The 25,982-nt window shown below is 47.0% G+C and carries 26 protein-coding genes; 11 read left to right on the forward strand and 15 right to left on the reverse strand.

Translation table 11 applies throughout. From position 1 onward, the window contains the following. Positions 1-347 precede the first annotated feature (347 nt). From ampD to QMA35_RS13210, 4 genes are all read left to right on the forward strand, one after another. The gene (gene ampD / locus QMA35_RS13195; RefSeq protein WP_281647619.1) at positions 348-905 is read left to right on the forward strand and encodes a 1,6-anhydro-N-acetylmuramyl-L-alanine amidase AmpD; all 558 of its coding nucleotides are present in this window, start codon (positions 348-350) and stop codon (positions 903-905) included. Between the two features lie 72 nt (positions 906-977). Continuing rightward, a complete protein-coding gene (locus QMA35_RS13200) occupies positions 978-1,301 on the forward strand; it encodes an Hpt domain-containing protein (protein ID WP_281647620.1) in 324 nt (107 codons plus the stop codon). 81 nt (positions 1,302-1,382) lie between these two features. Beyond that, on the forward strand, positions 1,383-1,943 hold the full coding sequence (locus QMA35_RS13205; RefSeq protein ID WP_281647621.1) for a sigma-70 family RNA polymerase sigma factor: 561 nt from the start codon (positions 1,383-1,385) through the stop codon (positions 1,941-1,943). Beyond that, positions 1,925-2,629, forward strand: a complete 705-nt coding sequence (locus QMA35_RS13210; protein WP_281647622.1) for an anti-sigma factor — start codon at positions 1,925-1,927, stop codon at positions 2,627-2,629. The genes QMA35_RS13205 and QMA35_RS13210 overlap by 19 nt, the downstream gene beginning before the upstream one ends. A 49-nt stretch (positions 2,630-2,678) precedes the next feature. On the opposite strand, the gene amrA is transcribed toward QMA35_RS13210, so the two are convergent. Together amrA and amrB are read right to left on the reverse strand one after the other, a co-directional pair. Beyond that, complete coding sequence (gene amrA, locus QMA35_RS13215; protein WP_281647623.1) at positions 2,679-3,251, reverse strand: AmmeMemoRadiSam system protein A; 573 nt, start codon at positions 3,249-3,251, stop codon at positions 2,679-2,681. Positions 3,252-3,299: 48 nt separating this feature from the next. Continuing rightward, positions 3,300-4,079, reverse strand: coding sequence for an AmmeMemoRadiSam system protein B (gene amrB, locus QMA35_RS13220; protein WP_281647624.1), 780 nt, complete (start codon positions 4,077-4,079; stop codon positions 3,300-3,302). Between the two features lie 82 nt (positions 4,080-4,161). Between amrB and amrS the strand changes: the two genes are divergently transcribed. Next, positions 4,162-5,268 carry an AmmeMemoRadiSam system radical SAM enzyme gene (gene amrS / locus QMA35_RS13225; protein WP_281647625.1) on the forward strand — a complete coding sequence of 369 codons (1,107 nt, stop codon included), beginning with the start codon at positions 4,162-4,164 and terminating at the stop codon, positions 5,266-5,268. A 353-nt stretch (positions 5,269-5,621) separates the two neighbouring features. Here the strand turns inward: amrS and QMA35_RS13230 are convergent, their stop codons facing one another. Beyond that, positions 5,622-5,942: a heavy metal-binding domain-containing protein gene (locus tag QMA35_RS13230; RefSeq protein WP_281647626.1), complete on the reverse strand. Its 321-nt coding sequence runs from the start codon at positions 5,940-5,942 to the stop codon at positions 5,622-5,624. A gap of 66 nt (positions 5,943-6,008) precedes the next feature. Next, positions 6,009-8,399, reverse strand: a complete 2,391-nt coding sequence (locus QMA35_RS13235; RefSeq protein ID WP_281647627.1) for an ATP-binding protein — start codon at positions 8,397-8,399, stop codon at positions 6,009-6,011. A gap of 319 nt (positions 8,400-8,718) precedes the next feature. Between QMA35_RS13235 and QMA35_RS13240 the strand changes: the two genes are divergently transcribed. Genes QMA35_RS13240 through QMA35_RS13250 form a run of 3 tightly spaced genes read left to right on the forward strand, consistent with a single transcriptional unit; the run spans position 8,719 to position 12,389 of the window. Further along, entirely contained in the window at positions 8,719-9,675 is a 957-nt protein-coding gene (locus QMA35_RS13240; RefSeq protein ID WP_281647628.1) for an ATP-binding cassette domain-containing protein, read from the forward strand. Further along, positions 9,675-10,409 (forward strand): ABC transporter permease subunit, encoded by a 735-nt coding sequence (locus tag QMA35_RS13245; protein WP_281647629.1) that lies wholly within the window; start codon positions 9,675-9,677, stop codon positions 10,407-10,409. The genes QMA35_RS13240 and QMA35_RS13245 overlap by 1 nt, the downstream gene beginning before the upstream one ends. A 12-nt stretch (positions 10,410-10,421) precedes the next feature. Then, positions 10,422-12,389 (forward strand): Gldg family protein, encoded by a 1,968-nt coding sequence (locus tag QMA35_RS13250; RefSeq protein ID WP_281647630.1) that lies wholly within the window; start codon positions 10,422-10,424, stop codon positions 12,387-12,389. 76 nt (positions 12,390-12,465) lie between these two features. Here the strand turns inward: QMA35_RS13250 and corA are convergent, their stop codons facing one another. After that, positions 12,466-13,425, reverse strand: a complete 960-nt coding sequence (gene corA, locus QMA35_RS13255) for a magnesium/cobalt transporter CorA (RefSeq protein ID WP_281647631.1) — start codon at positions 13,423-13,425, stop codon at positions 12,466-12,468. Between the two features lie 203 nt (positions 13,426-13,628). Continuing rightward, positions 13,629-15,500, reverse strand: coding sequence for an NADAR family protein (locus tag QMA35_RS13260; protein ID WP_281647632.1), 1,872 nt, complete (start codon positions 15,498-15,500; stop codon positions 13,629-13,631). 104 nt (positions 15,501-15,604) lie between these two features. Here QMA35_RS13260 and QMA35_RS13265 point away from each other — a divergent pair, with 104 nt between their 5' ends. Next, on the forward strand, positions 15,605-16,375 hold the full coding sequence (locus tag QMA35_RS13265) for an SET domain-containing protein-lysine N-methyltransferase (protein ID WP_281647633.1): 771 nt from the start codon (positions 15,605-15,607) through the stop codon (positions 16,373-16,375). 223 nt (positions 16,376-16,598) lie between these two features. On the opposite strand, the gene QMA35_RS13270 is transcribed toward QMA35_RS13265, so the two are convergent. The 3 genes from QMA35_RS13270 to QMA35_RS21930 all read right to left on the reverse strand — a co-directional run bounded on the left by QMA35_RS13270 (position 16,599) and on the right by QMA35_RS21930 (position 19,162). Then, positions 16,599-17,768, reverse strand: a complete 1,170-nt coding sequence (locus QMA35_RS13270; RefSeq protein ID WP_281647634.1) for an aromatic amino acid transport family protein — start codon at positions 17,766-17,768, stop codon at positions 16,599-16,601. Positions 17,769-18,071: 303 nt separating this feature from the next. Next, positions 18,072-18,740, reverse strand: coding sequence for an ElyC/SanA/YdcF family protein (locus QMA35_RS13275; RefSeq protein WP_281647635.1), 669 nt, complete (start codon positions 18,738-18,740; stop codon positions 18,072-18,074). 203 nt (positions 18,741-18,943) lie between these two features. Continuing rightward, a complete protein-coding gene (locus tag QMA35_RS21930; RefSeq protein WP_348650945.1) occupies positions 18,944-19,162 on the reverse strand; it encodes a hypothetical protein in 219 nt (72 codons plus the stop codon). 128 nt (positions 19,163-19,290) lie between these two features. Here QMA35_RS21930 and QMA35_RS13285 point away from each other — a divergent pair, with 128 nt between their 5' ends. Beyond that, positions 19,291-19,800 carry a hypothetical protein gene (locus QMA35_RS13285; RefSeq protein ID WP_281647636.1) on the forward strand — a complete coding sequence of 170 codons (510 nt, stop codon included), beginning with the start codon at positions 19,291-19,293 and terminating at the stop codon, positions 19,798-19,800. 89 nt (positions 19,801-19,889) lie between these two features. Here QMA35_RS13285 and QMA35_RS13290 read toward each other — a convergent pair whose 3' ends face one another. From QMA35_RS13290 to crp, 4 genes are all read right to left on the reverse strand, one after another. After that, positions 19,890-21,134 (reverse strand): hypothetical protein, encoded by a 1,245-nt coding sequence (locus QMA35_RS13290; RefSeq protein ID WP_281647637.1) that lies wholly within the window; start codon positions 21,132-21,134, stop codon positions 19,890-19,892. 166 nt (positions 21,135-21,300) lie between these two features. Beyond that, positions 21,301-22,506: a hypothetical protein gene (locus QMA35_RS13295; RefSeq protein ID WP_281647638.1), complete on the reverse strand. Its 1,206-nt coding sequence runs from the start codon at positions 22,504-22,506 to the stop codon at positions 21,301-21,303. A gap of 47 nt (positions 22,507-22,553) precedes the next feature. Then, positions 22,554-23,639, reverse strand: coding sequence for a tRNA (uridine(54)-C5)-methyltransferase TrmA (gene trmA / locus QMA35_RS13300; protein ID WP_281647639.1), 1,086 nt, complete (start codon positions 23,637-23,639; stop codon positions 22,554-22,556). Positions 23,640-23,688: 49 nt separating this feature from the next. Beyond that, entirely contained in the window at positions 23,689-24,339 is a 651-nt protein-coding gene (crp, locus tag QMA35_RS13305) for a cAMP-activated global transcriptional regulator CRP (protein ID WP_281647640.1), read from the reverse strand. A gap of 325 nt (positions 24,340-24,664) precedes the next feature. Between crp and QMA35_RS13310 the strand changes: the two genes are divergently transcribed. Further along, positions 24,665-25,084 carry an OsmC family protein gene (locus QMA35_RS13310; protein ID WP_281647641.1) on the forward strand — a complete coding sequence of 140 codons (420 nt, stop codon included), beginning with the start codon at positions 24,665-24,667 and terminating at the stop codon, positions 25,082-25,084. A gap of 54 nt (positions 25,085-25,138) precedes the next feature. Here the strand turns inward: QMA35_RS13310 and QMA35_RS13315 are convergent, their stop codons facing one another. After that, positions 25,139-25,498, reverse strand: coding sequence for a histidine triad nucleotide-binding protein (locus tag QMA35_RS13315; protein ID WP_281647642.1), 360 nt, complete (start codon positions 25,496-25,498; stop codon positions 25,139-25,141). 14 nt (positions 25,499-25,512) lie between these two features. Continuing rightward, positions 25,513-25,935, reverse strand: a complete 423-nt coding sequence (gene hemJ / locus QMA35_RS13320) for a protoporphyrinogen oxidase HemJ (protein WP_281647643.1) — start codon at positions 25,933-25,935, stop codon at positions 25,513-25,515. Positions 25,936-25,982: the final 47 nt, after the last annotated feature.

Raw genomic sequence — 25,982 nt, forward strand, 5'->3', positions numbered from 1 at the left:
TACTCCAGAATCAGGGGAGTCTGGAGCTGGTTTATGCTTAACCGGACAGTAGTGATGCTCAAAGCATCACAGATCAGACTGGCTTTCATGTCGTGCCCATGGGATCAGCTAATGAACTTGCGAGAGAATATCTTTTGCCGCAGAAGCTACACTGGTTTTTCTGCCAGTTGCAGCGCCTCAGCTTTGAATTCAGGTAATGACCTCGTTTTTGACAGAGTACTGCAATCGGTATTTGAAAATTTCAAGTAATTAAAAGATCACCAGATGAATTTTTAACCTTCCTTCGTGCATGAACCCTCATCCTTGGGATATTCTTATTTTAGTTAACTCAAAATTTATTCCTCTCTATGAAAATTGTTGATGGCTGGCTGGTTGTAACCGAAAGCCAGAATGTTGAACACTGGCCCAGCCCCAATTTTAATGAACGCCCAGAAAATGCAGAAATAGAATTGTTGGTGATTCACAATATCAGCCTGCCTGCTGGCCATTTTGGTGGTTCTTATATCCGTGATTTATTTACTAACTGCCTTGATCCGCAAGCGCATGAGACCTTTCCAGAGATCTGTAATCTGGAGGTTTCGGCTCACTTGCTGATTTCCCGTGATGGCTCCATTACCCAGTTTGTGAACTTCGATGAAAGGGCCTGGCATGCCGGTGTTTCATCATGGCAGAGCAGGAAAGCCTGCAATGACTTTTCCATAGGCATAGAGCTTGAGGGAGCCGATGATGTTCCTTATGAATCCGCGCAGTATAAGGCCCTTCAGCAGGTCACAAAGCTTTTGATGGATGTGTACCCGAAGTTGACGCCGGATACGATTACCGGTCACTCAGATATTGCCCCTGGTCGTAAAACTGACCCCGGCCCTGCATTTGACTGGAAAGGCTACCTTTCCGGCATATCCTGATCCCGTTTGCTGACTATAGTGCATAGACAGACTGTATTTTGCTGATCTTGACTGTAAGCTATGGAGACGGTTGTGCTGAATCTGGATGTTTTGAAAGACGTTGTTGGCGATGACCCGGCTCTTATGATGGATATGCTGCAGAAGTTCATAGAGACAACTCAGGAAGACATGCAGAACCTCCAGGATGCCTTGGCTGCCTCTAATAGCAGAGATGTCGCCAGCTTCGCTCACCGCATAAAAGGTTCCTGCTTCGTTGTAGGCGCCTCAGAGTTGGCTGAGATTGCTGACACTTTGGAAAGGGATGGCCGTCAGGATAAAACCTCAGATTTTCCTGTTCTGGCAGAGCAAATTTCCAGCGCATTTCGCGATGTACGTCAGGCTATTGAAAAACTGTAGTTTCTGATTGTTACTTCACCTTCTTAACTTTCCTCCTCGTGTTATGATTGCCCCAGCTTTTTTAACGATTAGATAACAAGAATGAGTTCCGACACTGGGCAAGATCAAAAGCTTGTGCAGCATCTTGAGGGGTGTGCCCATGAGCGACATGGTTCTCTGCAAAAACTATATTCCATCACCTCTGCGAATCTGTTTTCGGTTTCCCTGCGTATCCTGAAAGACAGAGAGCAGGCTGAGGATTGTTTGCAGAATGCGTATATCAAAATCTGGAAAAACGCAGGTAGTTACGATATTACCAAGGCGCGTCCTATGACCTGGATGAACACAATTGTGCGCAACCAGGCATTGGATATGCTGAGGCGAAAAAAAGTTCAGGAGGTCAGTGATGATGATCATATTCACCAGATTGCTGACACAGCCCCCGGGCACGAGGAGCAGCTGGCACTATCCCGGAATAGTGCCAATATGCATAAGTGTCTGGCGGACTTGTCTGACCAGCAACGGGTTTGCATTGAGCTGGCTTATTTTGAAGGATTAACCCATCAGGAAATGTCTGAACAGCTGGAGTTTCCTCTGGGCAGTGTGAAAACCTGGATAAGAAGAGGTTTAGCGAGGTTAAGGACATGTCTGAGTGGAATTTAAGCGATCCTGGTGATCGTAACGAAGCTGCTGCGGAGTATGTTCTTGGGCTTTTACCGCAGACAGAAAAAGCTCGGTTTGAAGCGTTGCTGGCTGCCAGCCATGACGCACAACAGGATGTGCGCAACTGGCAGGAACATCTGAATATTCTTAATGAAAATCTTGTTCCTCAGCAGCCGCCTGCCAAAGTCTGGAAGGAAGTGAGCAAGGCTACCAAACCAGAATCTTTCTGGAGCAATCTGCGATTCTGGCAGAGCGCCAGTGTCAGTATGGCTTTGGCAGTTGTTTTCACTGTTGTACTCTGGTTTCAGAGTGGTGTTCCAGGTAACGGCATGGACTATGTGTACGTGGTTCAGGGGCCAAGTGAACAGACAGAGTGGATTGTTAATGCTTCTATGAACAGGGATAAGGTTTATGTGGAAGCTGTGCAACCAGTGTCTCTTCCTGATGGCAAAGTGTGTGAGCTTTGGTTGATGGTTGCCGGGCGCGAGCCGGTTTCTTTGGGTATTCTACCCAAGATGGGTAGGAATGAAGTGACCATTAGCTCAGAATGGAGAGAGGCATTAAAGAATTCACCATTGGTTATCACTCTTGAGAAACCATCCGGAGCACCCAATGGTTACGAAATGGGACCAGTAATGAATAAAGGCAAATGGACGCCAGTGAATAAGGCTTCCGACTATTTTTAGTGGCCTACTTGTTTTAGCGGCCTACTTGTTTTAGTGACCTACTTGGCTGCTAGCTTGGTATTTGCTGGAAGGCTTCGCAGTGATAACGAGAGCACTGCATGCTTTCCGGCCATTCATTTTCTGCCAACCCCGCCTTGCGTTTCAGGTGTTTGAGAAACTGTTCAGCTTTTGGAAGTTGTTCCCAGACTTGGGGCAAGAATGTTGCTCTGTGTCCTAATCCATCATCGATAATTAATCCATCAACAGGAGGCTGTAGTTGCTGTAGCAGATCAGCCTCATTACTGACCTGCATGGGTTTTACTGGGCTTAAAACAGAGACTTCCAATGTTAAAACGTTGAGTTCTTGTTCGGTGACAGGAGCAAAACGCCAGTCTTTAAAAGCTGCAGACTGGGCATTTGAAATAACATCGTCTTGTAATGGCCGGTAAGCTTCCAGAGAACCGATGCAGCCACGCAAATCATGACCTTTATGAAGGCTGACAAAACAGGCACGTATCTCCTGAAGAAAACTCTCTTCTGGCGTATCTGGATTGATATCTTCGGCTTTTAATCCTTGGCATCCCAACTTGATGCTTTGACTGGCAAGGTCGAGAAGTATCTTCTTTTGGTTGTCTGTATACACGACGATTTATCTCTTTGCTGTTGGGGTAGCAATTATTGGTGTAGCCATTTAGAGGAGTGCAAAAGCACCATAGCCAACAACACGATCATGATTGCCGACAGTATCTCCAGAGTTTCTGATATCCAGAGTTTCTACCTTAAGATCTTTTTCACGAGCCAGAGTAAGAAGGCCGTTTAGAGGGCGGCAGCCACAGGCTTGTTCTCCGGTTAAGGTGTTATCAAGTGCCTCAATGCCATTTACGGTATTCTGATCAATAACCTTGGCCTCGTCATAGCTATGAAAATGGCTAAGATCTGTGCTGATAATAATCAGCGTTTCCGATCCCCCCCAGACTGTTTCCAGGACTTCAGAAACTGCAATAGAGTCAGCTTCGCCAACAACCAGAGGCAGGAGCTTAAAGTTTTTAAGGCACACCTGAAGAAATGGCAATTGCACTTCCAGAGAATGTTCAAGCTCATGGGCAGCTTCCAGCACTTGAACCTGACTCAATGGCAGAAGCTGTTCCACTAACTCGGTATTGATTTCGATAGCGCCCAAAGGTGTATGAAATACAGAGCTGTCCGGTAATGCTAAGCCGTGTAAAGGTGTTCGATGAGAAGGCCCAAGAAGAATTACCTGTTCAATGGGGTGAGGGTATTGCTCGAGTAATTTATAAGCTGAAGCAGCAATTGCACCGGAATAGATATAACCGGCATGAGGGACAACAAGAATACGGGAGTATAAATCTCTTGTAGAAGCATCAGCCAGCAGGCTGGCAATTGTGTCTTTCAAAGATGTTTTATTGGCCGGATAAAAGGAACCGGCTACAGCGGGCTGGCGTACAGACATAGTCTAAATCCTATTCCCAAGCTGTATAATTATAGGTACCACGGATTCACCTCACCAGAGCAGATCTGGCGGGAGGTTGATTATGAGTAGCTTGTGTACTTCTCAAATGATTGAGAACTCTCCTGATTACTGGCCAACAGAATACTGGCACGAACTTGATGATGGTCGTATTCAGTGTGATGCCTGTCCCCGGGCCTGTAGGCTGAGGGAAGGGCAACAGGGGCTTTGCTTTGTCAGGGCCAGACACAATAATGCCATTGTGTTGACTGGCTACGGCCGCTCCAGCGGCTTTTGTATTGATCCTGTAGAAAAAAAGCCTCTGAATCATTTTCTTCCCGGCACCCCTGTTCTTTCTTTTGGTACTGCTGGCTGTAATCTCGCTTGTAAATTCTGCCAGAACTGGGATATGAGCAAATCCCGGGAAATGGATACTCTGGCTGTTCAGGCAATGCCTGAACAGTTATCAGAGCGTGCGGTTGACATGGGATGCAGAAGTGTGGCGTTTACCTATAACGATCCGGTGATTTTTTTGGAGTACGCCCGGGATGTGGCAATTGCTGCGAAAGAGCGAGATATAAGATCTGTTGCCGTCACTGCGGGTTATATCTGTGAAAAGCCTATGATTGAGTTTTTCAGCCATATGGATGCTGCCAATGTTGATCTGAAGGCTTTTACAGAAACTTTCTACAAGAATATTTGCGGAGGTTCTCTGGCACCTGTTCTTGAAACTCTGAAGTACCTTAAGCATGAAACTGATGTCTGGCTTGAGATCACGACACTGTTAATCCCTGGTGAAAACGACAGTGACCGTGAACTCGATGAGATGACATTGTGGATTCAGGAGCATCTTGGTTTTGATGTTCCGTTGCATTTCACTGCTTTTCATCCAGACTGGAAAATGATGAATCATCCATCAACACCTGCAAGTACCTTGACAAGAGCCAGAAATATCGCGCAGAAAAATGGCTTGCGCTACGTATACACGGGTAATGTACACGACAGTAATGGCGGCAGCACATGGTGTGCAAAGTGTGGGCAACTGTTGATTGAAAGAGACTGGTATAGTCTGGGAGAGTGGCAGCTGGATAGTCAGGGATGCTGTACAGGGTGTGGGGAAAAACTTTCTGGAGTATTTGAAGCTCAGCCAGGTGTATGGGGGCCGCGTCGTTTACCGGTCAGAATGATTTAAGGTTCCCCCTAATAGTACGACTTTTGTATTAGCCCTGAGTTCTGTTGATGTTAGATTGTCGATCCCAGTATTCCCAAGCGTGTTTACAGCCAGGCGAAGAGAAAAGTGAAAATAAATAATATTTTTTCATTTTTCTGGGAACTTTTTTGGGAAAGCACTGTCTGAGTATATGAGAGGGCGATAAAGCGATCCTTTATCCCCTCGCAATCTCCTTGTGTGTGTTTGGTATTTTGGTTTTGTTAGTGTGTGGCGAAACCAAAAAATTCAGCCCCGGTTCGATCCCCCGAACCGGGGTTTTCTTTTTCAGGGAAGTACGACTTTAGTCAGGTATGTTCTCTCAGAAATGATCGAACCTAGCTCATAATCACAGCCGTTCCGCTAATGCTCACCATCAGCATGCTGCCTTTTTCGCCAACAACTTCGTAATCCAGGTCGATACCTACTACGGCATTTGCACCGAGCTCTTGTGCACTGGCTTCAAGTTCCTGGAAGGCGGCTTCACGAGCTTTTGCCAGTTCTTTTTCATAAGCGCCGGAGCGGCCGCCAACAATGTCCCTAATGGAGGCAAACAGGTCACGAAAAATATTGGCACCAACAATGGCTTCGCCAACTACAACACCTTTGTACTCGGAAATACTCCGACCTTCTACAGAAGGGGTCGTTGTCTTCAGCATTGGAATGTCCTTTAGATGTAAGCGCCCTGAAATATTCAAGGCGCAGAGAAGTGTAGGCTGTTGAGGTTAGTTGTTTTCTTTGGAAAGTTCGGCAATCTCCATAAGGCGCTTCAGAACCCGTTCATTCAGGCTGTTCTTTGGATATTTCCCTCGGCTGTTCAATGCGCCCGGTTTCATGCCGGTAAGAATTTCCAGTGCTTCTTCAACATGGGAAACCGCATGCACAGCAAACTCGCCTTTTTTAACAGCTGTCAGAACCCGCTCGCTTAACATCAGGTTGCGGACGTTGGCTTGTGGGATAATTGCACCCTGATTTCCGGTTAAGCCTCGTGCTTCACAAAGGTCAAAGAAGCCTTCAATCTTTTCGTTCACACCACCAATAGCCTGCACTTCTCCATGCTGGTTCATGGAGCCGGTTACTGCCCATGACTGTTTGATGGGAACATCTGTCAGGGAAGATAGCAGGCAGCACAGTTCTGCCAGAGAGGCACTGTCACCGTCGATATAACCGTAAGACTGTTCCATCGCCAGACTGGCTGAGATGGCCAGAGGGAATTTCTGGGCATATTTAGCGCCCAGATAACCGGTAAGAATCATCACTCCTTTGGAGTGAATCGCCTGGCCAAGCTGTACTTCCCGCTCAATATCGACAATACCCTGAGAGCCAGGGTAAACGGCTGCGGTAATTCGGGCAGGAGAACCAAAGCTGGTATCGCCAATAGAAAGAACAGTCAGGCCATTAATCTTGCCAACGGCTTCGCCTTCGGTATCAATCAGCACACTACCTTCCAGCATCTCTTTCAGAATTTCTTTGCTGACCCGGTTGGTGCGCTCCGCCTTGGCTTCCAGCGCTTTATCTACATGATTGTGGGTGATCTTGCGACTACGACTGTCCCGGCGAATAAAGTCGGCCTCTGCCAACAGGTCAAACAGATCGCCAATATGGGCAGAAAGGTGAGACTTGTGCTCAGCCATTCGTGAACTTTGCTCGACCATGCGAGCCACAGCCTGCGCTGTGAGAGCAGGGTAACCTTCATCACTTGCTCTGGTATGCAGCAGACGGGCAAAAGCAGAAATGGTTTCTGGCGTGCGTTCCAGATGACCATCGAAATCTACCAGAACCCGGAACATCTCATGGAAGTCAGCATCCAGTTCCTGCAGGAGGTAGTAAATCTGTCGGGAACCCAAAAGAACAATCTTTACATCCAGAGGAATATTCTCAGGGTTCAGGGTAATGGTATTCACCAGCCCCATTTCACTGGCAGGAGATTCAATCTTTAGTTGTTTCTCCTTCATGGCCCGCTTTAGTGCTTCCCAGACAAAAGGTTCTTCCAGAAGCTTGGCAGCTTCCAGAACCAGGTAGCCGCCATTGGCCTGATGCAGGCTGCCTGGGCAGATTTGACGATAGCTGGTTAACAAAGCACCCATTTCGGTCGTGTATTCAATACGGCCAAACAGGTTGCGGTAACTGGGGTGTGTTTCAAAAATAACCGGTGCATGATCATCATTTTTGTGAGCGACAACAACGTTAGGAACATACATATCCCGAAGCAGGTTGCGTTTGCCGGCATCTTCCTTGAATTCAATGCCGCGCTCATCGGCAAGGTGCTCCACTACCGTTTTGTGAAGGTCGGTTTTCATTGCCTCAAGGTATTCAGAAACTCCGGCATAGCGGCCGTAGCTTTTCTGCACAGGCTTGAGCAGAGGTTCAAGGGCTTTATCTATAGCCTGATAGTTCAGCAGACGCAGTTCTTCACTGGACTCGCGCTTCCATTGAGGGAGCTCTGACAGTTCTTCGTTTAGAAGGGTTTCCAGTGCTGCAATATCTTTATTGAATTTGTTGCGCTTACGGTCAGGCAGCTGGGCGAACTCTGTTTCGTCCATGGGCTTGCCTTCGTGCATGGGGGCGAAGGTCAGGGAGCCTTGCTCCCGGAAAAGGCAGATATTTCGGCGAATACCTTCCTGTTCTACAACTTCGATCGCCTTGTCGTAACTCTTATTAAACTTGCGCTCTATAAGACTTTTTTTCTGCTGGTAAGATGGGCTTTCAAATGCAGCAGGAAAAGTATCCATCAGCTCATCAACCAGATGAGTGAAGTCTTTTTGAAGCTCTGTTCCCGTGCCTACAGGGAGACGAAGAACTAAAGGTTCCCGGGCATTATCAAAGTTATTCACATAAGCCCAATCCTCCGGGGCTGCCATCCCCTCGGCTTCACCTTGTAGATAATGACGTACGTAGGAGGTTCTTCCGGTTCCAGAATCTCCCATTACATAAATATTGTATCCAGCCCGCTGCATGGACACACCAAAGCGCAGGGCTGTTACCGCTCGCTCCTGCCCGAGAATGCCAGCGAATGCTTCCAGTTCATCAGTACTCTTGAAGCCCAGCTCTTTCACTGGCTGGCGGGCAGTCAACTGGGTGACTGGAACTCTGGTTTTATTGACTGCGGTTGACATTAATGTCTTTTATCCCTTGTCCGTGACGTCCTGAGTGATACCCAAAATAAGGTAACTCAAAGATAACAGAAAACTCTGCAGGATATGCCCGTAAAGATTTCAGAATCTGGCCTTTCTTAAGAATAAGGGAGGTTGGTGAAAATTCCTGCCTTGGCTTACCACCTTCATACAGAAACATTTCTATCACGTTTGCGGGGAACAAACCCTTACATATCACTGTCACAGAGTCCGCTGCATGATGAACTTGCGAGCGTAGAAATAAACGCTAAGTTTTATAGGATTTGAAGGGTTCAGCTAATAAAAATCGGATCTGTGATAGATGATAACAATTGAAAATCTGCAAAAGGCCTTCGATGGGGTTGTCGCCATCGATGGTATCAGCCTTAACGTGAGCCCGGGGGAAGTCCTCGGTTTTCTCGGTCCGAATGGGGCGGGTAAATCAACCACCATGAAAATGATTACCGGGTTTATTAAGCCTTCCAGTGGGCGGGTTACACTGTTTGACCACAATGTGCAGTCGGACCCTGTCAAAGCCAAAGAGTTGATCGGCTATTTGCCTGAAGGTGCACCCGCTTATGGTGATATGACCGCGATTCAGTTTCTTTCTTTTATTGCAGACATTCGTGGAATAAAAAAACCAGTCAAAGAGCAGCGTATTCAAGAAGTCGTGCGGCTGTTGGATTTGGGTGCTGTATCTGGCAGGCCGATTGATACTTTGTCCAAAGGTTACAAGCGACGTGTAGGGATTGCTCAGGCCATTCTTCATGACCCGAAAATCCTGATTCTTGATGAACCTACAGATGGTCTTGATCCTAACCAAAAGCATCAGGTGCGTGAGCTGATACGTAGTTTGGCGAAAGACAAAATCGTCATTGTTTCTACTCATATTCTTGAAGAAGTTACGGCAGTTTGTACCCGGGCGGTGGTTATTGCCAAAGGGCGTGTTCTTGCTGATGCGACACCTTCAGAGCTTGAGAGCCAGTCCCGCTATCATCGTGCGGTCACTCTTATGCTTGACCAAGTCAATGAAAACGAGGCACTGGAAATTTTCAGTTCGCTGGCAGGAGTTTCTGCTGTTGAGGTCAGTCCTGACCACACTGGGCGTTACACATTATTGCCTCAAACTGATGTTGATTTGTTGCCTCTTGTTCATGAATTAACCCAGCAGAGGGGTTGGGTTGTAGATGAAATCTTTAAGGAGCGTGGGCGCCTGGATGATGTGTTCCGCGAGCTTACATCCAATAACCAGAAAGAAAATAGAAGGGAGGTGGCCTGATGAACCAGATAGCAGTGATCTTTCGTCGGGAGCTGGGGAGTTATTTTTCCACACCTCTGGCTTATGTTTTTATCGTGATGTTTTTGATTCTGACCGGAGTATTTACATTTTACCTGGGGGGATTCTATGAACGGCGGCAAGCTGATCTGGTTCCGTTTTTTACTTTTCACCCCTGGCTTTATCTGTTTTTAATTCCTGCCGTAAGTATGCGCTTATGGGCAGAGGAACGGAAAACTGGAACTCTTGAACTCCTGCTTACTTTGCCGGTTTCTTTAAAAACGACTGTTCTCGGAAAGTTTCTGGCGGCTTGGGCATTTACAGGTATAGCTCTGGCTTTGACCTTTCCAATCTGGCTGACAGTCAACTATTTGGGAAGCCCGGATAACGGGGTGATTTTCGCGGGATATATCGGCAGTTGGCTAATGGCTGGTGGCTTTCTTGCCATTGGTTCATGTCTTTCAGCCGCAACGAATAATCAGGTTATCGCTTTTATTCTTACGGTTGTTGTTTGTTTTTTGTTTGTTGTAGCCGGGTTTCCTCTGGTGCTTGAAGCATTCCAGAAATGGGCTCCAGCCATGTTTGTAGATGCCATAGCCGGACTGAGTTTTCTCACTCATTTTGACGCTGTGAGTCGAGGTGTTTTAGACCTTCGGGACCTTCTCTATTTTCTGATAATGATTGGCAGTTGGCTGGTAGCAACTGCGGTTGTCATTGATATGAAGAAAGCTGACTGAGGAGGCCAAACTATGAGTTCAAAATTGTTTTCTAAAACTGGCCTGATTATTCTGGCTATTGTGGCATTGGGGTTAACTGTGCTGGTGACCTCATTGTTTCGCGGAGCACGTGTCGACCTGACTCAGGATAACCTTTACACCCTTTCCCAAGGGACTGAAAATATCCTGCAAAGCCTGTCAGAGCCGATCACGTTAAAGTTCTATTTCTCCAAAAACCAAACGGAAGGTATGCCTCCTATACGTAACTATGCACGCAGAGTGCAGGAGTTGTTGCAGGAGTATGTTCAGCTTTCTAATGGTCGAGTTGAATTGGAGATTATTGATCCTGAACCTTTCTCGGAACAGGAGGATGAAGCCGCTGGTTATGGCTTGCAGGCTATTCCTGTTTCCCGTGCAGGGCAGACTGCGTATTTGGGGCTGGTTGCATTAGGTTCAGAGGAAAAAAAATCTGAGAAAAATAATGATTCAGAAGAAAAGCCCAATCGTAAAACAGAAGTGATTAGTTTTCTTTCACCTGACAAAGAACGTTTTCTTGAGCATGACATCAGTAATCTTGTTTATAGTGCAAGCCGAACCAGCAAGCCCAAGTTAGCAATGATCAGTGCGCTGCCAGTCAATGGTGGAGGCTACAATATGGCAACCCGCCAGCCAAATCAGCCCTGGATGAGTGTCTCCCAGCTGGAGAAACTCTATGAAGTGCAGAGTCTGGCTTCAGATGTGAAAGAGATTCCTCAGGATGTTACCCTTCTGATTCTTATCCTGCCGGAACTGACTCCGGAAGCTCGATACGCTGTGGATCAATATGTTTTGCGTGGTGGTCACGCTCTTATATTTCTTGATCCTTACGCTGAAGCGGCAGGCAGTGGTGGCATGCCGGGAATGGAAGCCAATATGCAATTTTCCTATCTGGAAGGTTTGCTAAGTGCCTGGGGCGTTGAAATGGTTAAGGATCGTTTTGTCGCTGATGATAAGTATGCACTTTCAGTCGGCAGTGGCATGGGGCGCCCGGTGCGACACCTCGGCATTCTCGGTTATGGGAAAGATAATTTTAATTCCCAAGATGTTGTCACGGGCAACCTGAAAACGGTGAATTTTGCCAGTGCTGGAGCATTAAGGCTGAAAGAAGGCGCCAGTGTTACATTCGAACCTTTGTTGGAATCCAGTACTGAGTCAGCACTTCTTGATGCGTCACAGTTACCAATGATGTTTGATCCCAAAGTTCTGTTTAAAGAGTTCAAACCAGCGGGGGAAAGGTACACGTTGGCTGCCCGTATTTCAGGACATGTGAAAACAGCTTTTCCTGGTGGGATGCCTGTACCTGAACCAAGTAATTCTGAAACTGATGATGTGATGGCTGGAGATGCCGGGCAGGAAGAGCAGCAAGAAAAAGTGGGAAAGACATTGCCTGCCCAAATCATGGTTTCTGAAAAATCAGTGAACATTATTCTGGTATCAGATACTGATGTTCTTTCCAATAGACTGTGGGTTCAGGTTTCACAATTCTTTGGGCAGCAGATTGCTAACCCCTTTGCCAACAACGGCGATATGTTTATCAATATGGCTGACAATATGGCTGGCAACGCAGATTTGATCAGCATTCGTAGCCAGGGGCAGTTCTCAAGACCTCTTACCAGAGTTGATGAACTGGAGCGTCAGGCTCAGGCTCGTTTCCTGAAAACCGAAGAAGAACTGAACCAGCAACTGCAAGCAACAGAAAGCAGGCTGCTGGAACTGCAAATGAAGAAACAGGGTAAGGATGCTCTGGTTATGAATGAAGAACAGGCGCAGGAGCTAGAGAAGTTTAAGCAGGAAAAACTGCGTATTCGTAAAGAGTTGCGAGATGTACAGCTACAGCTGAATCAGGAAATTGACCGCTTAGGTGCAGAGCTTAAATTGATCAATATATTGCTGGTTCCCGCCGTTCTAACCCTATTTGCGTTGTTCTGGAGAATGAGAAGACGCAGAACTTATAGTCACTAGGTTGTTTACTTATCTAAGAAAAAGCCGCTTTGGGTTTAACCTGAAGCGGCTTTTTCTTTGAGGTGACGATATTGGTTTACAGCCAGCCTTTTACCTTGAAGGTAAAGTATGTTCCCAGACCGCTCACCACCATTAAACCTATTGCCAGAGGGTAGCCATATTCCCATCTTAATTCCGGCATAAGATGAAAGTTCATTCCGTAGCTGCTGGCTATAAGGGTTGGTGGCATAAAGACCGTGGCCATTACCGAGAATATTTTGATGATCTTGTTTTGCTCAAGATTGATAAAACCCATCACAGCTTCCTGTAGGAAGTTGATTTTATCGAACAGGAATGCGGTATGGGGGAGCAGAGAGTCGATGTCTCGAAGCATCTCCATAATTTCCTGCTGGTGGTGGTCAGCCATACGAATACGGCGGTTACGCACCAGATAACGCAGAGAGCGCTGGCTATCCAGAAGACTCAAACGAATCTTACCGTTCAAATCTTCTTGGAGGGCAATATCCTTTAACGCCTGATCACGGGTTTCATCATTGGTATCTTCTCGCAAGGTCATCTCACTGATGCCTTCCAGACTTTCATAAACTTCTTCTAAAAGGTCAGCAAGATAATCAACTTTCGAAGTAAACAGTGCGGTTAAGATCACCATGGGAGAGTCCAGCTCGAAATGCTGACGTTTCAGGTAGTTACGAACCAGCCGGAATAAGCCAACCTCTTCATCGCGAAGGGTCACCAGAAGGTGAGGGCGCAGGTTGAAGGATACACTGGTATTACGAACTTCCTTGCCTGAGCGGTGAGGGAAAAAGCTGGTGATATGAAGACCGTCTTTGTCCTGATAGAAGCGGGATGTTGCTTCAATTTCGTTCAAGTCTTCACTGTCCGGGACTTCTTCCACATAATAACTGTCCAACCATTTTCGCTCCTCGTCCGACGGTTCCACCACATCCAGCCATACTGTATCACCAGGCAATGAATCATTCAGGCCCAGTTGGTTGATTTCGATACGGTTGTCTTGGAGTTGGTAGGCGGTGATCATGCGAAAGGCGGCCCCCGGAGAAAAGAGGTGAAAGGAGGATAATCCGCAATTCTACCACAGGAGCATAAAAAAACAGTTTCTATTAGTTACAAGGAAACGTGTTTCTATTAGGGTGTGTTCATAATGAAATATCGCACTCAGCATTCCCAAAAGTTTTCAGGGCTCGGCGCAGCGCTGAGTTCGATGCCTGATTGAGAACGCCCCTAGTGAATAAACCCTTCTTCTCTCATGATTTGATCGCGAACCAGCCCCAGTATCTGGCCTGTTAGATTGAACCCTGTATCATCGCCATTGTTACCCCAGAACCGATCATTAGCCGTGTCTTCAATAATTACGCAAGGATAAGTGGCCATAAGTTTGGCTTTCAAATCTTGGTTTGTTTTGAATTTAGCGTAAATAGCTTTGTACATTACGTGATGGCTGTTTCTGTGCCATTTAGCCGGATCAACCAAGTGATAGTAGGGGCCTCCCGGTTTCCCTGCATTGGACGCATCCCTACCCCACTGTGCCTGAAGAATTGCCTGCCGGGCTTGCTGAACCTGAACTGGGTTTGCATCATCCCTTAAAGCCAGAACATACTTCTGGTGCTGGAAATAGTGCTCCACACTCTTGTACGGATAACCATCAATCATTATAAATACCGGCTGTCTCTGGGGCATATGAACGTAGGTGTTGGTGAGATAGTGAGTGTCTTTATTAAAGCGTCGATCGTAGAAACGGACACAACCATTAGTCGACTGTATTTGGTTATTGTTTATCTTGCCTTGAAGTTGTGGGTGAGTTCCTTGGAGATTTAACATCCCAGTAACAACTTCATAGTTTGTTGGTTCTACATATGTTGGCCGTACTATGCCATCAGCGTGTTTGACCGGTATGACATAACTTATATTTGGGCCATTAAAAGTCTGATTCCTGACCGGGGCAACTCTTTCTATCTGCTGGGGCTTGGGTTGTGGTTTCGGTGATGAATGTAACGCCGGTGTTCGTTTTGATGGTGTAGACGGTGTTGCCGAAGTTGCAGTTGCTGCTGTCGGGGTTGCTACTGGTGTCGGTGCAGTCGCTGTTGCTGCTACCGGGGCTGCTAGTGTCGGTGCAGTCGCTGTCGCAGATGTCGGTGCTGGCGTTGACTTGTAGGCTGGGCACTTAACGCCAATAGCTTTACTCCATTCCGGGTTCGGCGGTAGATAGTTTGCCACTCGTCTTTGCTGGATAAAATCGTGAAGTGCCTTTACTTCAGGCATCTGGCATTCCTGCATAAACCTAAGCATCTGGCTGATAAGCGGCTGATTATGGTTATTATCAGGGCACCCTGGGAACGGCAGCCATCGGAGGTATTTTTTGCTTTGGCTTTTATCTAGTATGAACTTGCCATCTTTGAGAGTAATCCCCCAGTGGTTCAACATCTGTTTGATCATCAGGTGAGTGTTTTGTCGTATTCCCGGATGTGTTTGTACAGCGTTCACCATTTCTGGGGTGAGTAGAGGAGCCTTTAAATGGTTGCGACTGATATGAGTCTTTGGGAAGTACCACTGAATAAAGTGGCGATTGTTCTCCAACTCTGATTCAGAGGCTTGTAGCATTTTTCGCAAGCTGAGTGGGCAACCAGTATCTTTAGGTTCTTGTCCAGAAATAAAGCCCAGCCATTGACGGCTTCTCTTCACCATGTGTTGCTTATGGCGTTGTGTTTTTTTGGCTCTATGCCGTCTTGGGCGATGTCGGAAAGAATGGAGAGATGTGCCGCGACGAAAGCTGCGATGGGGGCGATGTTCTGAAATGACTGTATGAGGTACCGGTTTTGCAATCATGTCCAGAAGGTTTTTGCTTTGATCTGTCGCTGGCTGTTGTTGGAGCTGCTCCAGTAACTGAGCTTGGTGCCTTTCGGCATGATATCTTTTGGCCTCTCTGTTGGTGCAGGTGTAGACCTTACCTCTTTTTCTCCAGACAATAAGGCCAGTGCTTGTTTCCAGGCGAGTCCCTTTCTTGCCCTGGCCGAGACGGTAATCCTCAGGATGCTGTTTGATATCTTTAATCAGGCGCCCTACTGGGTGCCCATGAATTCGCCGTGAAGCATCCATAGTCCCTTACCCGCTATTCATATTTATCCTTATTTAATATAAATACGATAGTCTGTTAATCCTCTGACAAGGTGGTAAGCTGGACTAACAGTCGCAGGGAAGCAGTGGCTGATGATAACAATATTAAGGGATTGAGACGTTTAGCCATGAGTGATACCGATATCGGCCATCAGTCGGCCGGGCAACTATCTGGTGAAGCCGTTCAAGGGGCTTCTGATCAAGACAAAATCGCCAGCCTGCAGAGTGAAGTATCTGAATTGCGAGCTCGTCTGGCCAATTATGAATTTCATCTGGAAGACGGGCAAAGCGGTATTGAAGGCGCTGGTACCGGACTGTTTACTCACAGCTTTATTCCAACGGGCCGGGTCGTGGGTGAATATACCGGGGTAAAATCCTACCGCCTGCTGGTTCCGGCAACTGGCCGTTATATTATGTGGCAGAAAGATGATCAGGGAATGCCTCATTTCCTGAATCAGGACACTTATATTCTTTGGCTGGTGGATGAAGATGAAGACGACGATATCCCTTGGTGCGGGGAATATCCGGATCTCGAAATGGGAATAGATGGGGCTGATAATGAAAGCCCCATGCGTTTTGCCAATAGTAATGATGATCCCAATCTGGAAATGTTTGTGACCGAAGATCATCACGTCATGGCTATTTCTCTCAGGGATATTGAACCAGGTGAAGAGCTGTTCTGGGATTATCACCCCGGCAGAGATAAAGATTTTGCGGTGAATCCAGACCATATTGAAACTGATTTGGAAAAGTTTGTGACCGTCGATGCCAATGGCTGGGTTCGGTTGACGGAGCAGGCTTTACAGATTCCTCAAAAACGGGGTGGGAAAAAACGTAAAAAGCACCGTAAAAAATAACGTTCTTCTGAATCTTCTTGCGGCCCGGTTTTACCGGGCCGTGCTATATGCCAATTCTATCCATTCCAGCCGCATCTGCTGTCCATACTTGCAAGTCGTTAGTATGTGGAGTGGCCCCGGGATAAAACCAACGTGTAGTTCGATAAAATACAATCCTCTCCTCCTCAGGAAGAAGAAAGTGTAGGCGTAAAATCTGTAGCTGGTTTTCAGGGGGTAGCTGTAGTCAGGAGAATAGGAGACTGAGGCAGGACACGACTACACCGAATGCCAAAGTGGGCCAGAATAACCAGCCACCGGGAAGGCGAGTAAGGGTTCTATTCTGGCGCAACTTGCTGAGAATCATGGTCGGCAGAAGAATAGCCAGAACAGCAAGAGCCAAAGCTGCGTAACTGAGTGCTATAACAAAGGCGTCGGGGATCAGCAGGGCGATAGCCAGCGGCGGCAGGTAAACAAGGAAAGCTGTTTTCAGTCGAGAGCTGGAAGCGGTTGCTGAGTGCACAAAATCAAAAAGGCCAAGGGCTACTCCAAGAAAAGAAGTAATCAGTGCCAGATCAGTAAAAATATGCAGCGCCGTTGTCAGGCATGAACTCTTATTGTGTGAGAGCGCTTGAACCAGTTCTGATACAGATCCGTTTTCAGAAATGCTGGCCAAAGTGGAATCATTCAATTGCCCTAGAGCTATAGCCAGCCAGATCAAGTAAATCAGCAGTGGTAAAAAACTGCCCAACAGGAATATTTTTCTCAGTAATTTTTTTCTTGGGCCAACATAAGCAATCAGGCTGGGAATGCTACCGTGGTAACCGAAAGAGGTAAAAATGACCGGTAGGATCACAAACCCCTGCCAGGGCGAGTTGGGTAGTGATTGCAGTTTTTGAAAAGAAGTTCCCGGAGACAGAAAGACCAAAGCAACCAAAAAAGCCAGAAGCATGAACAGGAACAGCAGGCGGTTGCAGATATCCACATAGCGTATTCCCGCTGCAGCCATGGTGCCGAAAATCAGGGCAAACAACACTATGCCAAGTTGGTTCTCAGGAATGCTATCGGGAGCAATAAAGGAGATATATTGGCTTAACTGAGCTCCGCCACCGGCAATATAAGCAGCCAGTAAAGCGTAAAACAGAAACAACATGGCTGATACCGCTATCAGGCGTCCTGCTCCTCCCAGTGTTTCTGTTGCCATAACAAACAGGCTGCAACCCGGCTTAATGGCTAGATTGGCCTCCAGGGTGAACAATGCTGCGATAGCCATCAGCCCCCATGTCAGCAACATCAACAAAGCCATTAAACCAAAGCCCAGACCGTGGGAAATAATAGGCAAAGCCAACATGCCGGCACCAATGGTGGTTCCGGCAACAATCAGGGTGGCACCGATAGGAGGGGATGGTTTCAACATATACAACAGCATAGAGAAGAAAGCCTGTGCTGGTGGAGATAAATCGTAGATAGGTGGGAATTCCTTTCCTATCCTGTTGAACATCACGGATTGAATATTCAGGCTTATCCTATGATCGAAAGGATTCGACTTTTCATTGCCGCTGTATTTCTGGGTTTTGGCTCACTTCTAAGCAGCATTGCCCCGGCAGAAGAGATTAAACGCCTCCCTGGTACACCCTACCACTGCAGCCCACAAGATTATTGCCCGTAAGGTCTGTGAACTGATGAAGGCTAACGGTTATAGCTGTGGTCAATAAATTTATTATGTTGGAGGCGTTTCGCCAATAATGATGGCTGGCCCCAGTACCTTGGGGCCGGTCCCCAGAAACTGGATTTCGATCACCGCCAGCACCCGCGCCAGAATTTCCCGAATCTGATTGCTGAAATCAGTTAACAGAAGCTCCCCTTTGGCATTAAAGGCTATGGCATTAATATTGTTTTGATGAGCAATAAAAAGGGCTCTCTCGTTCTGGAACTTCTGGGAGATAATGGTGAAAGAAGTCTGCCCGAAAACATCCCTTGCCCTAAGGATGGAATCAAGGGTGCGAAAACCAGCGTAATCCCGATAAATTACCGATGGTGGGATGCCCAGTCTGATCAGGTCTCGGCGCATTCTGGTGGGTTCATCATACCAGCGGGTTCCGTTATCACCGCTTACTAAAACATAATTGATACGCTTTTCTTTCACCAGCTGGGCAACAGCTTCCATTCTGCGCCGGTAGTGGCCATTGGGTTTTCCCTGAGAGGTGTAACGACTGGTTCCCAGAACAACACCAACGTTGTTGATCGGAAGATCATCGGGGGAATCATAAATATAAGGAGCGGCTTGACGGGCAACCAGCTGGTAACAGAACACAATACCGACACAGGTTGCTGCTATTAGCAGACCTGCCGTGATAAGTGTTTGTTTACGGTAAAGCCAGCCGGGCATACCTATCTCTGATCTTGTGAAAGCAATACCTAGCCTACCGTTGAGAGCTGTGATTAGTAAAGTTGCGATATGTCACAGTTTGAACCTTCCTGTGCAAAACTGCCCTGATAACTTTAGGGCAGTTTTGTAAAAGACTCCCCCCAGCAATTTCGCACACTTTCACATACCCAACAGTCTGGTATTGGTCAACGATCTTCATAGCCTCAATGGCCGGAAAGAGCTGGAATTCGTTCCTCTATTTTCTTCACGCGACGCCGAAACAGCGTGACAAAGCGCACTACAATTGCACTGCTGATTCCTGGATGGCCGTGACACACCTCCCCGCAGCGCCAAAGCATCTTTGGATAAAACTGATGCTCTGTTGCAAAAGCTGAACGCCGGTCGTGTTGCTGTAAGTATTCGGTGATCCCATAGTTTCCCACATAGACATCCTGTGACGACTATATTGTCCTCATGGCATTACCACCTTCACTTTCTGTTAAGAAGACTCCTTTTTCTCAAGTTCAAATCACCATGAGTAAGGAGGAGTTAATTGCTCTGAAATGTCAGATTGCAGCGCTGGGAGCGCGAGGAAGAAGCCCTGAACCTGATGACTGCTGGCGAATGCGCACACACTGCTACAACTGCAGTAGAAGATCTGGAAGCGGTTTACAGCCGTGATGAGAATGATGAGTTTGTCAAAGCAACCTGTATCGTACCGGAAGGTAAATCACCAGCGGTAATGAGCGATGGCGACGCGGTTGTCTTTATGAACTTCCGTACTGACCGTGCTCGCCAGCTGTCCCGCGTATTTGCTGCTGATGCCTTCAACGGCTTTACCTGCAAGCAACGCCCTGCTCCGGCCGGTTTTGTTATGCTGACCCGTTACGCTGAAAGTATTCCTGCTCCCTGCGCTTTCCCGCCTGCCACACTGCTTAACACCATGGGCGAATATATGGCAAGCTGGGCAAAACCCTACTGCGTATTGCAGAGACCGAGAGGTATGCTCACATCACCTTTTTCTTCAGTGGTGGCCAACTGCCGGATATTAATCCGACCCTGCTGTCTCTGGTGGAATTAGAACAGCCGGAAGAGATGACTGGTCACAGCCTGATCTGATCAGTGACCTGGCCCGCCATCAAGGTAGTGGCCGACCTGCTGGCCACTACCTTACACCCAACTATTAATCTTTATAACCTCGATAACACAGGACCTTCCACTCGCAGGCATGGTTAACACCAGTGTATCCAAATCATTAGATAATTTTTGGTATGTTACTTTATGCCCATTGTCCCTTGCATATTGATTCAGTGTTACTTGGGAAACCCAGAAAATTGGTTTGTCCCGAGGCCAGTGTTGCAATGCATTTACAACTTCCGGCACTGGTGAAGTGACAAGAAGAATATCGTGATCACATGAATATCGTTTGATACTTTCAACGGCATCACTCATCTCAACATGGTGAGCTGTAGCGATAGAGATATACCCCTTTCCCAATTCCTCAGATATTTGACCTTCAACGGTTGTCACTGGTCTGGTGAAAGCACATTGTTCCTTATCTTGAGGTACTTCCTCTGGAATTCTTTGCTCAGATTGTGCCTGAGGAACAATTTCCTCTCTCTCAACCATGTCCTTGACCATAGATATTAATGCCTCTTTTGAATCAGTGGCTTTTACGGAAACTGCTGAAATATTCTTTTGTGTATTACCACGGTGAGCTAGAGCTGAAGCCCACCATCCAGTACCAGCCCCAATTTCAAGAATTTGACAGAAATTTTTTGTTCTCAACCATTTTCTTATATAAGTTCCTATAGATTTATTTACAGGAGTAAAAAACTGAGAAGAACAAATATATTTGACAAACAATCCCGCTAACTGCGCCTTGTTTTGCACCTTTTTCAGTTGACTTTGATCTTTAGGGTTGAAAGGAGCGGTAGTGTATGTCCATCCCTCCGCTCCAAAACCCAGATAACATCGGATTAATCTAAAGTCAGGTAGTTCATCTGGAACCTTAAAGAAGAATAACTGGTCAAACATACTTCCCAGCCTGCTAAACTGTTCTTTCTCTTCTGAACTTGAAGAGTTCCCTGCCATGTTCCTGCACAACTTAACGAGAAGTGATTTTTCCTGATCGACAGAAGGAGCTTCTCCTAGCGAAAATAACTGTTGTTCCTCAAGAGAAAGAGATGAAAGGGGAATTATGGTTTCTTTCTCTTCCCTGACTCGCCTGTTTGGCAGAGCAGTGTCCGGTGTAGCAAATGCTCCTCCTTTTTCTGCCACTCTAGGAAGATGCTGCCCTGCAATTCTAACTGCCCCAGCCTCGTGCTGTTTACTCTTCGTTCTTTGAACCCAATCATGATTACGGTTTGAACCGCCTGAATCTGCTACCCCTTTTGTAGATAATGGTGAAGCCACAATAACCTCCTAAAAAATGTTTTGGAGTAAATTCTGACTTAATATCCCAACAAAGATTCCCTGCTGGGTACTCCTCTTGACCTCTTTGTTAGTTCAACAAAGAACTTCTTACCAATGTTTAACGTCACCAATATTTAACGTCACCAATATTTAACGTCACAAAAATTTAGAGCTGAATGTCATTAACAGATTCAACCTTTATGGAAGATGGCTTCTGTTCTCTCAGGCGCCGCTCCAGAAGATCTGCTATTGAAGATCCTGCTTTTTTTTCAGGTTGCGGGATATGTTCGGGAGGATTATCAAGCTGGCGGTGAAGCGCATTAAGAAAAGTCGTTTCATCATCCACTGTGCGAACCCGCCCTCTCTCGATAATATCGGCTTGCTCCTTAGGGCGGACAAAAATGACTGGTATCCCGATCTGTGCGGACATCCAACCAACAGTCGATCTGTGACTCACAACAACCTGAGCCAGAGTCGCAACCCGAACAGTTGGAGTGTTGGTGATCGTTCTCAAAGGGGTATGGTCATTGTTGGTGGTAACTGGTGAAATCAGGGTTCTTGGGTGAGGTGTGAACACCCACTGCAAATCTTCCCTGAGAGCTGCCGCAGACGTGATAACTTCAAGGCTACGCTGAAAATCATCACCATAACCTCCCGCTACCAAAACTACAGGCCTGTCATCCAGGTTCAGGCTTTGCGCAAGCAGTTGGCGGTCTTCTCGCTCAAAGGTTTCTTGCCACTCTTGAAGAGCTGGGTGATAAACAAGGGACACTTCTCCTGATCGGGTGGTTTTATCGGGAAAGCTTCTTTTCACCAGATTAGTGGTCACTAGTAACTGTTCAACAGTCGGGTTGTAATCAAGCCATGGTTTTACCCAGTTTTGCCCGCCTGGTGGCTCCATGTTGTCGTAAAAAGCTATGGTCCATGCTCCCTGCTGCCACCACTGCTGAACGAGTTGGGCCTGTATGCTGTGAGCCATTCCGGACAGAACAATTTGGGGTGAAAGTTTCTCGGTTAATAATGCAGCGTCTTTTTCTGGCAGGGTGGTATAGCGATTATTCTGCCATTCCCTGAGTTGTTCGGGTGAAGCACTGGCATTAAGCAGGGTGGTATTAGGGGTGTTCTTAAACAATGCGGTGGCAGGGCCAAAAGCAATCAGGTGCCAGTTAATATTCTTTTCATCCAGCTCGGGTAATAAAGAACGAAAAGCCCGACCGTCACCGTTATCGTAAGCAATAAGCAAAACATCAATCGCCTGAGATGGTGGGGCAGAGGTTGTAGTGTTTTTACGAAGAGCACACCCTGTGAGCAGCAGAATGACACACAGGGTGATTAACAATAACGGGTCAACGCTGATAGAAGACTGAGGCATTTGGAAATTCTTGTTCGTACTATCGCCTCAGTCTAGCAGTTAACACATTACATTTTGGTAAGCAGTACGCCACTTTCCATATGGTCGGTATAAGGGAACTGATCAAAGAGAGCCAGCTTTTCGACCTTGTGGGTTTGGGTCAGGGTTTTCAGGTTTTCTTTGAGGGTGTTCGGGTTGCAGGACACATAAACGATACGATCAAAACGCTGAACCAAAGCTTCAGTATCTGGATCAAGGCCGGCACGGGGAGGGTCAACAAAAATAGTACTGAAGTTGTAGCTATCTAAGTCTACATGGCTGAGTCGGCGGAATGGGCGTTCGCGGTTCAGTGCCTGGGTAAATTCTTCGCTGGACATGCGGGCAATAGTGACATTATCCACAGCATTCATTTCAAAGTTCTTTTGAGCAGAGTTAACCGAAGATTTGGAGATCTCAGTTGCGAGAACCCGATCAAAGTTACTCGCCAGTACACAGGTAAAGTTACCGTTACCACAGTACAATTCGACCAAGTCACCTTCACTGCCACGGGTTGCTTCTTCTGCCCAGCCAAGCATCTTCTCATTGATGCCAGCATTGGGTTGGGTAAAGCTGTTCTCAACCTGATTATAACGCCACAGGCGGCCACCAACGTTGAGTTCTTCTGTGACCCAGTCTTTTTCCAGTAAAAGCTTTTGTTTACGGGCACGACCAATAATATCGATGCCAAACTGCTCGCGAAGGGGGCGAACAGCTGCCTGCCATTGGTCATCTAGTTGCTTGTGGTAAATCAGAGAAACCAGTGCCTCACCGGTTTGGGTGGTGAGAAATTCAAGCTGAAAGAGTTTGCGGCGCAGAATTTCCTTTTCACGCAGAGCCTGCATCAAAGGCATCATCAGCTCGTTGATGCGTGTTGAGCCAACAGGAAACTCTGTGACAGAGACCCGTTCCCGGGTCAGCTGGTCAAACATGATGTAGTGAGACTGGTCATCTTCGTGCCAGATGCGGAACTCGGCCCGCATGCGGAAGTGCTCAGGAGCGGATGGGAAGACTTCCAGCTCCGGAGCGTTGAATTCGCCCATCAGCTGCTGGAGGCGGTCAGCCTTCTCAGCTAGCAGTGATTCGTAACGTTCGGGAAAAGTCGTACCAATGGACATCCGGTCAAATTACCTGTTAAGCCTTTTTGAAAGGCAGCGGATAATACGACTAACGGGTGCCGAAGACTACCATGGTTTTCCCTTTCACAGAGACGATACCCTCATCTTCCAGGTTTTTTAACACCCTGCCGACCATTTCTCGGGAGCAACCAACGATACGACCGATTTCCTGACGGGTAACACGAATCTGCATGCCGTCCGGATGGGTCATGGCATCTGGCTGTTCACAAAGATCAAGAAGGGTTCTGGCCACACGGCCAGTCACATCAAGAAATGCCAAGTCACTGACTTTACGTGTTGTTATCTGCAGTCGTTTAGCGATCTGTTTGCTGATCTCAAAGAGAATGTCGGGAATGTCTCGGGCGAGCTCCCGAGCTCGAGAGTAGCTGATTTCTGCTATTTCACAATGAACCCGCGCCCTGATCCATGCTGAACGCTTGGTATCAATATTGTTCAGGAACAGACCCAGTTCCCCGAAAAAGTCTCCGCGGTTGAGGTAGGTAATAATAATTTCACGACCGTCGTCGTCTTCAACAAAGACGGTCACAGAGCCGTCTACGATGTAATAAAGGGTGTCTGCAGCATCGCCAGCGCTAATAATATTGGTGCGAGCGCGATAATGGTGAATATGACAATGCTTAAGAAATCGCTCTGTACGTTCTTTTTGCTCGACAGGTATATGTCGGGTTCGTACTACCATAGGTGACATTCCGTTACTGTTGGAATTTTTAAGGCCATATCCCGGCGTTTCTTTTTTTGTGTTATTAACACTTAATCTGTTTTTAGCTCAAGTGTCGAGTCTTGTGCTCTGATAGACGCTCTAAATGAGATACATTTCTCAAGTAGGCGACTTCTTCAGCGGTAGTGTAAATGAAATACAGTCCCCCTGAACAGGTTGTCTCTGTGAATGTATAATCGGTGAACTTGTCATTCGATTAAATGACATACTACATCTAATTTTTAACTATCCGGTACTTCTTGCCTGGCAGGTGGGAATTATTGGGTGGTGCTGAAAGAGAGAAAGCATGAAAGCTCAGGTGAAATGGATTGATGGCATGCGATTCGCCGGCATGTCTGGCAGTGGCCACAGTATTATGATGGACACATCCAGCAAGCACGGCGGTTCTGAATCCGCTCCCAGCCCAATGGAAATGATTCTGATGGCTGTGGGTGGCTGTTCGTCTGTAGACGTTGTCAGCACCCTGAAAAAATCCCGCCAGGATGTGATTGATTGTGAAGTACAGCTCGATAGTGAGCGGGTAGATGCTGTGCCTGCCATTTTCAGCAAGATTCATCTGCATTTTGTTGTCACTGGTCGTGGCCTGAAAGAAGCTGTAGTACGCCGGGCTGTAGAGCTGTCTGCCGATAAATACTGCTCTGCTTCTATTATGCTGGGAAAAGCTGGCGTGGAGATTACTCACGATTTTGAAATTGTTGAGTTGTAATTCGCGCTAAACGAAAAAGGAGCCTGACTGGCTCCTGTTTTATCTGACTGTTTATCAGCCCGGAGGCCAGCGCATTGGCCGCTCTCCGAGAAGGTGTAGGTGAATATGGTAAACTGTCTGCCCACCCTGGCGATTGCAGTTCATAACCACACGGTAGCCGTCGTCTGCCAAGTCTAATTCTTTGGCCAGCCTGCTTGCTGTCAGCATTATGTGCCCCAGCAGTTCTGCATGTTTTGGCTCTGTATCATTTAAAGTGGCAATGTGTTCTCTCGGTATAATCAGAATATGCACAGGAGCAGCGGGGAACTTATCCCGGAACGCCAGAACCTTGTCGTCTTCGTATACCGTGGTTGACGGTTCATCGCCACTGATTATTCGACAGAACAGGCAATTCGAGTCTGTGCAGGACGTCATGGTGATACCTTTTCTTAAAACGGTTTAACGACAACCAGAATAATAATGCCCAAAAGAATAAACACGGGTATCTCATTAAATACGCGATAAAATTTATGGCTGCGAGTGTTGTTGTCGTTGGCGAATTTCTTCATAAAGGCTCCACACATATGGTGGTAGCCAATCAGCAGAACAACGAGGGTGAGTTTGGCGTGCATCCATCCTTGCTGCATATAGCCGGGAATCAGGTGAATCAGCCAAAAGCCGAAGATAAGAGTGAGGATCATAGACGGCATCATGATTCCACGGTAAAGCTTTCTCTCCATGATTTTGAAACGTTCACTACCTTCACGGTCAGTTGTTTCCGCGTGGTAAACAAAGAGTCGAGGAAGGTAAAAAATGCCGGCAAACCAGCACACCATGGAAATAATATGGAAAGCCTTGACCCATAAATACATACCTTCACTCCACGCTTTATTTTGATAATTGAGATATTGTCAAAGCA

The organism is Parendozoicomonas sp. Alg238-R29, assembly GCF_947331445.1.
GTDB lineage: Bacteria > Pseudomonadota > Gammaproteobacteria > Pseudomonadales > Endozoicomonadaceae > Sansalvadorimonas.

Bases quoted from the DNA above. Each gene is read 5' to 3' on its own strand.
- QMA35_RS13310 (WP_281647641.1), top strand. From the start codon at position 24,665: ATGAAAGCTCAGGTGAAATGGATTGATGGCATGCGATTCGCCGGCATG.
- QMA35_RS13270 (WP_281647634.1), bottom strand. From the start codon at position 17,768: ATGTTGAAACCATCCCCTCCTATCGGTGCCACCCTGATTGTTGCCGGA.
- corA (WP_281647631.1), bottom strand. From the start codon at position 13,425: ATGATCACCGCCTACCAACTCCAAGACAACCGTATCGAAATCAACCAA.
- QMA35_RS13260 (WP_281647632.1), bottom strand. From the start codon at position 15,500: ATGGATGCTTCACGGCGAATTCATGGGCACCCAGTAGGGCGCCTGATT.
- QMA35_RS13315 (WP_281647642.1), bottom strand. From the start codon at position 25,498: ATGACGTCCTGCACAGACTCGAATTGCCTGTTCTGTCGAATAATCAGT.
- QMA35_RS13245 (WP_281647629.1), top strand. From the start codon at position 9,675: ATGAACCAGATAGCAGTGATCTTTCGTCGGGAGCTGGGGAGTTATTTT.
- hemJ (WP_281647643.1), bottom strand. From the start codon at position 25,935: ATGTATTTATGGGTCAAGGCTTTCCATATTATTTCCATGGTGTGCTGG.
- trmA (WP_281647639.1), bottom strand. From the start codon at position 23,639: ATGTCCATTGGTACGACTTTTCCCGAACGTTACGAATCACTGCTAGCT.
- QMA35_RS13205 (WP_281647621.1), top strand. From the start codon at position 1,383: ATGAGTTCCGACACTGGGCAAGATCAAAAGCTTGTGCAGCATCTTGAG.
- QMA35_RS13240 (WP_281647628.1), top strand. From the start codon at position 8,719: ATGATAACAATTGAAAATCTGCAAAAGGCCTTCGATGGGGTTGTCGCC.
- QMA35_RS13295 (WP_281647638.1), bottom strand. From the start codon at position 22,506: ATGCCTCAGTCTTCTATCAGCGTTGACCCGTTATTGTTAATCACCCTG.
- crp (WP_281647640.1), bottom strand. From the start codon at position 24,339: ATGGTAGTACGAACCCGACATATACCTGTCGAGCAAAAAGAACGTACA.
- amrB (WP_281647624.1), bottom strand. From the start codon at position 4,079: ATGTCTGTACGCCAGCCCGCTGTAGCCGGTTCCTTTTATCCGGCCAAT.
- QMA35_RS13235 (WP_281647627.1), bottom strand. From the start codon at position 8,399: ATGTCAACCGCAGTCAATAAAACCAGAGTTCCAGTCACCCAGTTGACT.
- ampD (WP_281647619.1), top strand. From the start codon at position 348: ATGAAAATTGTTGATGGCTGGCTGGTTGTAACCGAAAGCCAGAATGTT.
- amrS (WP_281647625.1), top strand. From the start codon at position 4,162: ATGAGTAGCTTGTGTACTTCTCAAATGATTGAGAACTCTCCTGATTAC.
- QMA35_RS13275 (WP_281647635.1), bottom strand. From the start codon at position 18,740: ATGCCCGGCTGGCTTTACCGTAAACAAACACTTATCACGGCAGGTCTG.
- QMA35_RS13210 (WP_281647622.1), top strand. From the start codon at position 1,925: ATGTCTGAGTGGAATTTAAGCGATCCTGGTGATCGTAACGAAGCTGCT.
- QMA35_RS13250 (WP_281647630.1), top strand. From the start codon at position 10,422: ATGAGTTCAAAATTGTTTTCTAAAACTGGCCTGATTATTCTGGCTATT.
- QMA35_RS13230 (WP_281647626.1), bottom strand. From the start codon at position 5,942: ATGCTGAAGACAACGACCCCTTCTGTAGAAGGTCGGAGTATTTCCGAG.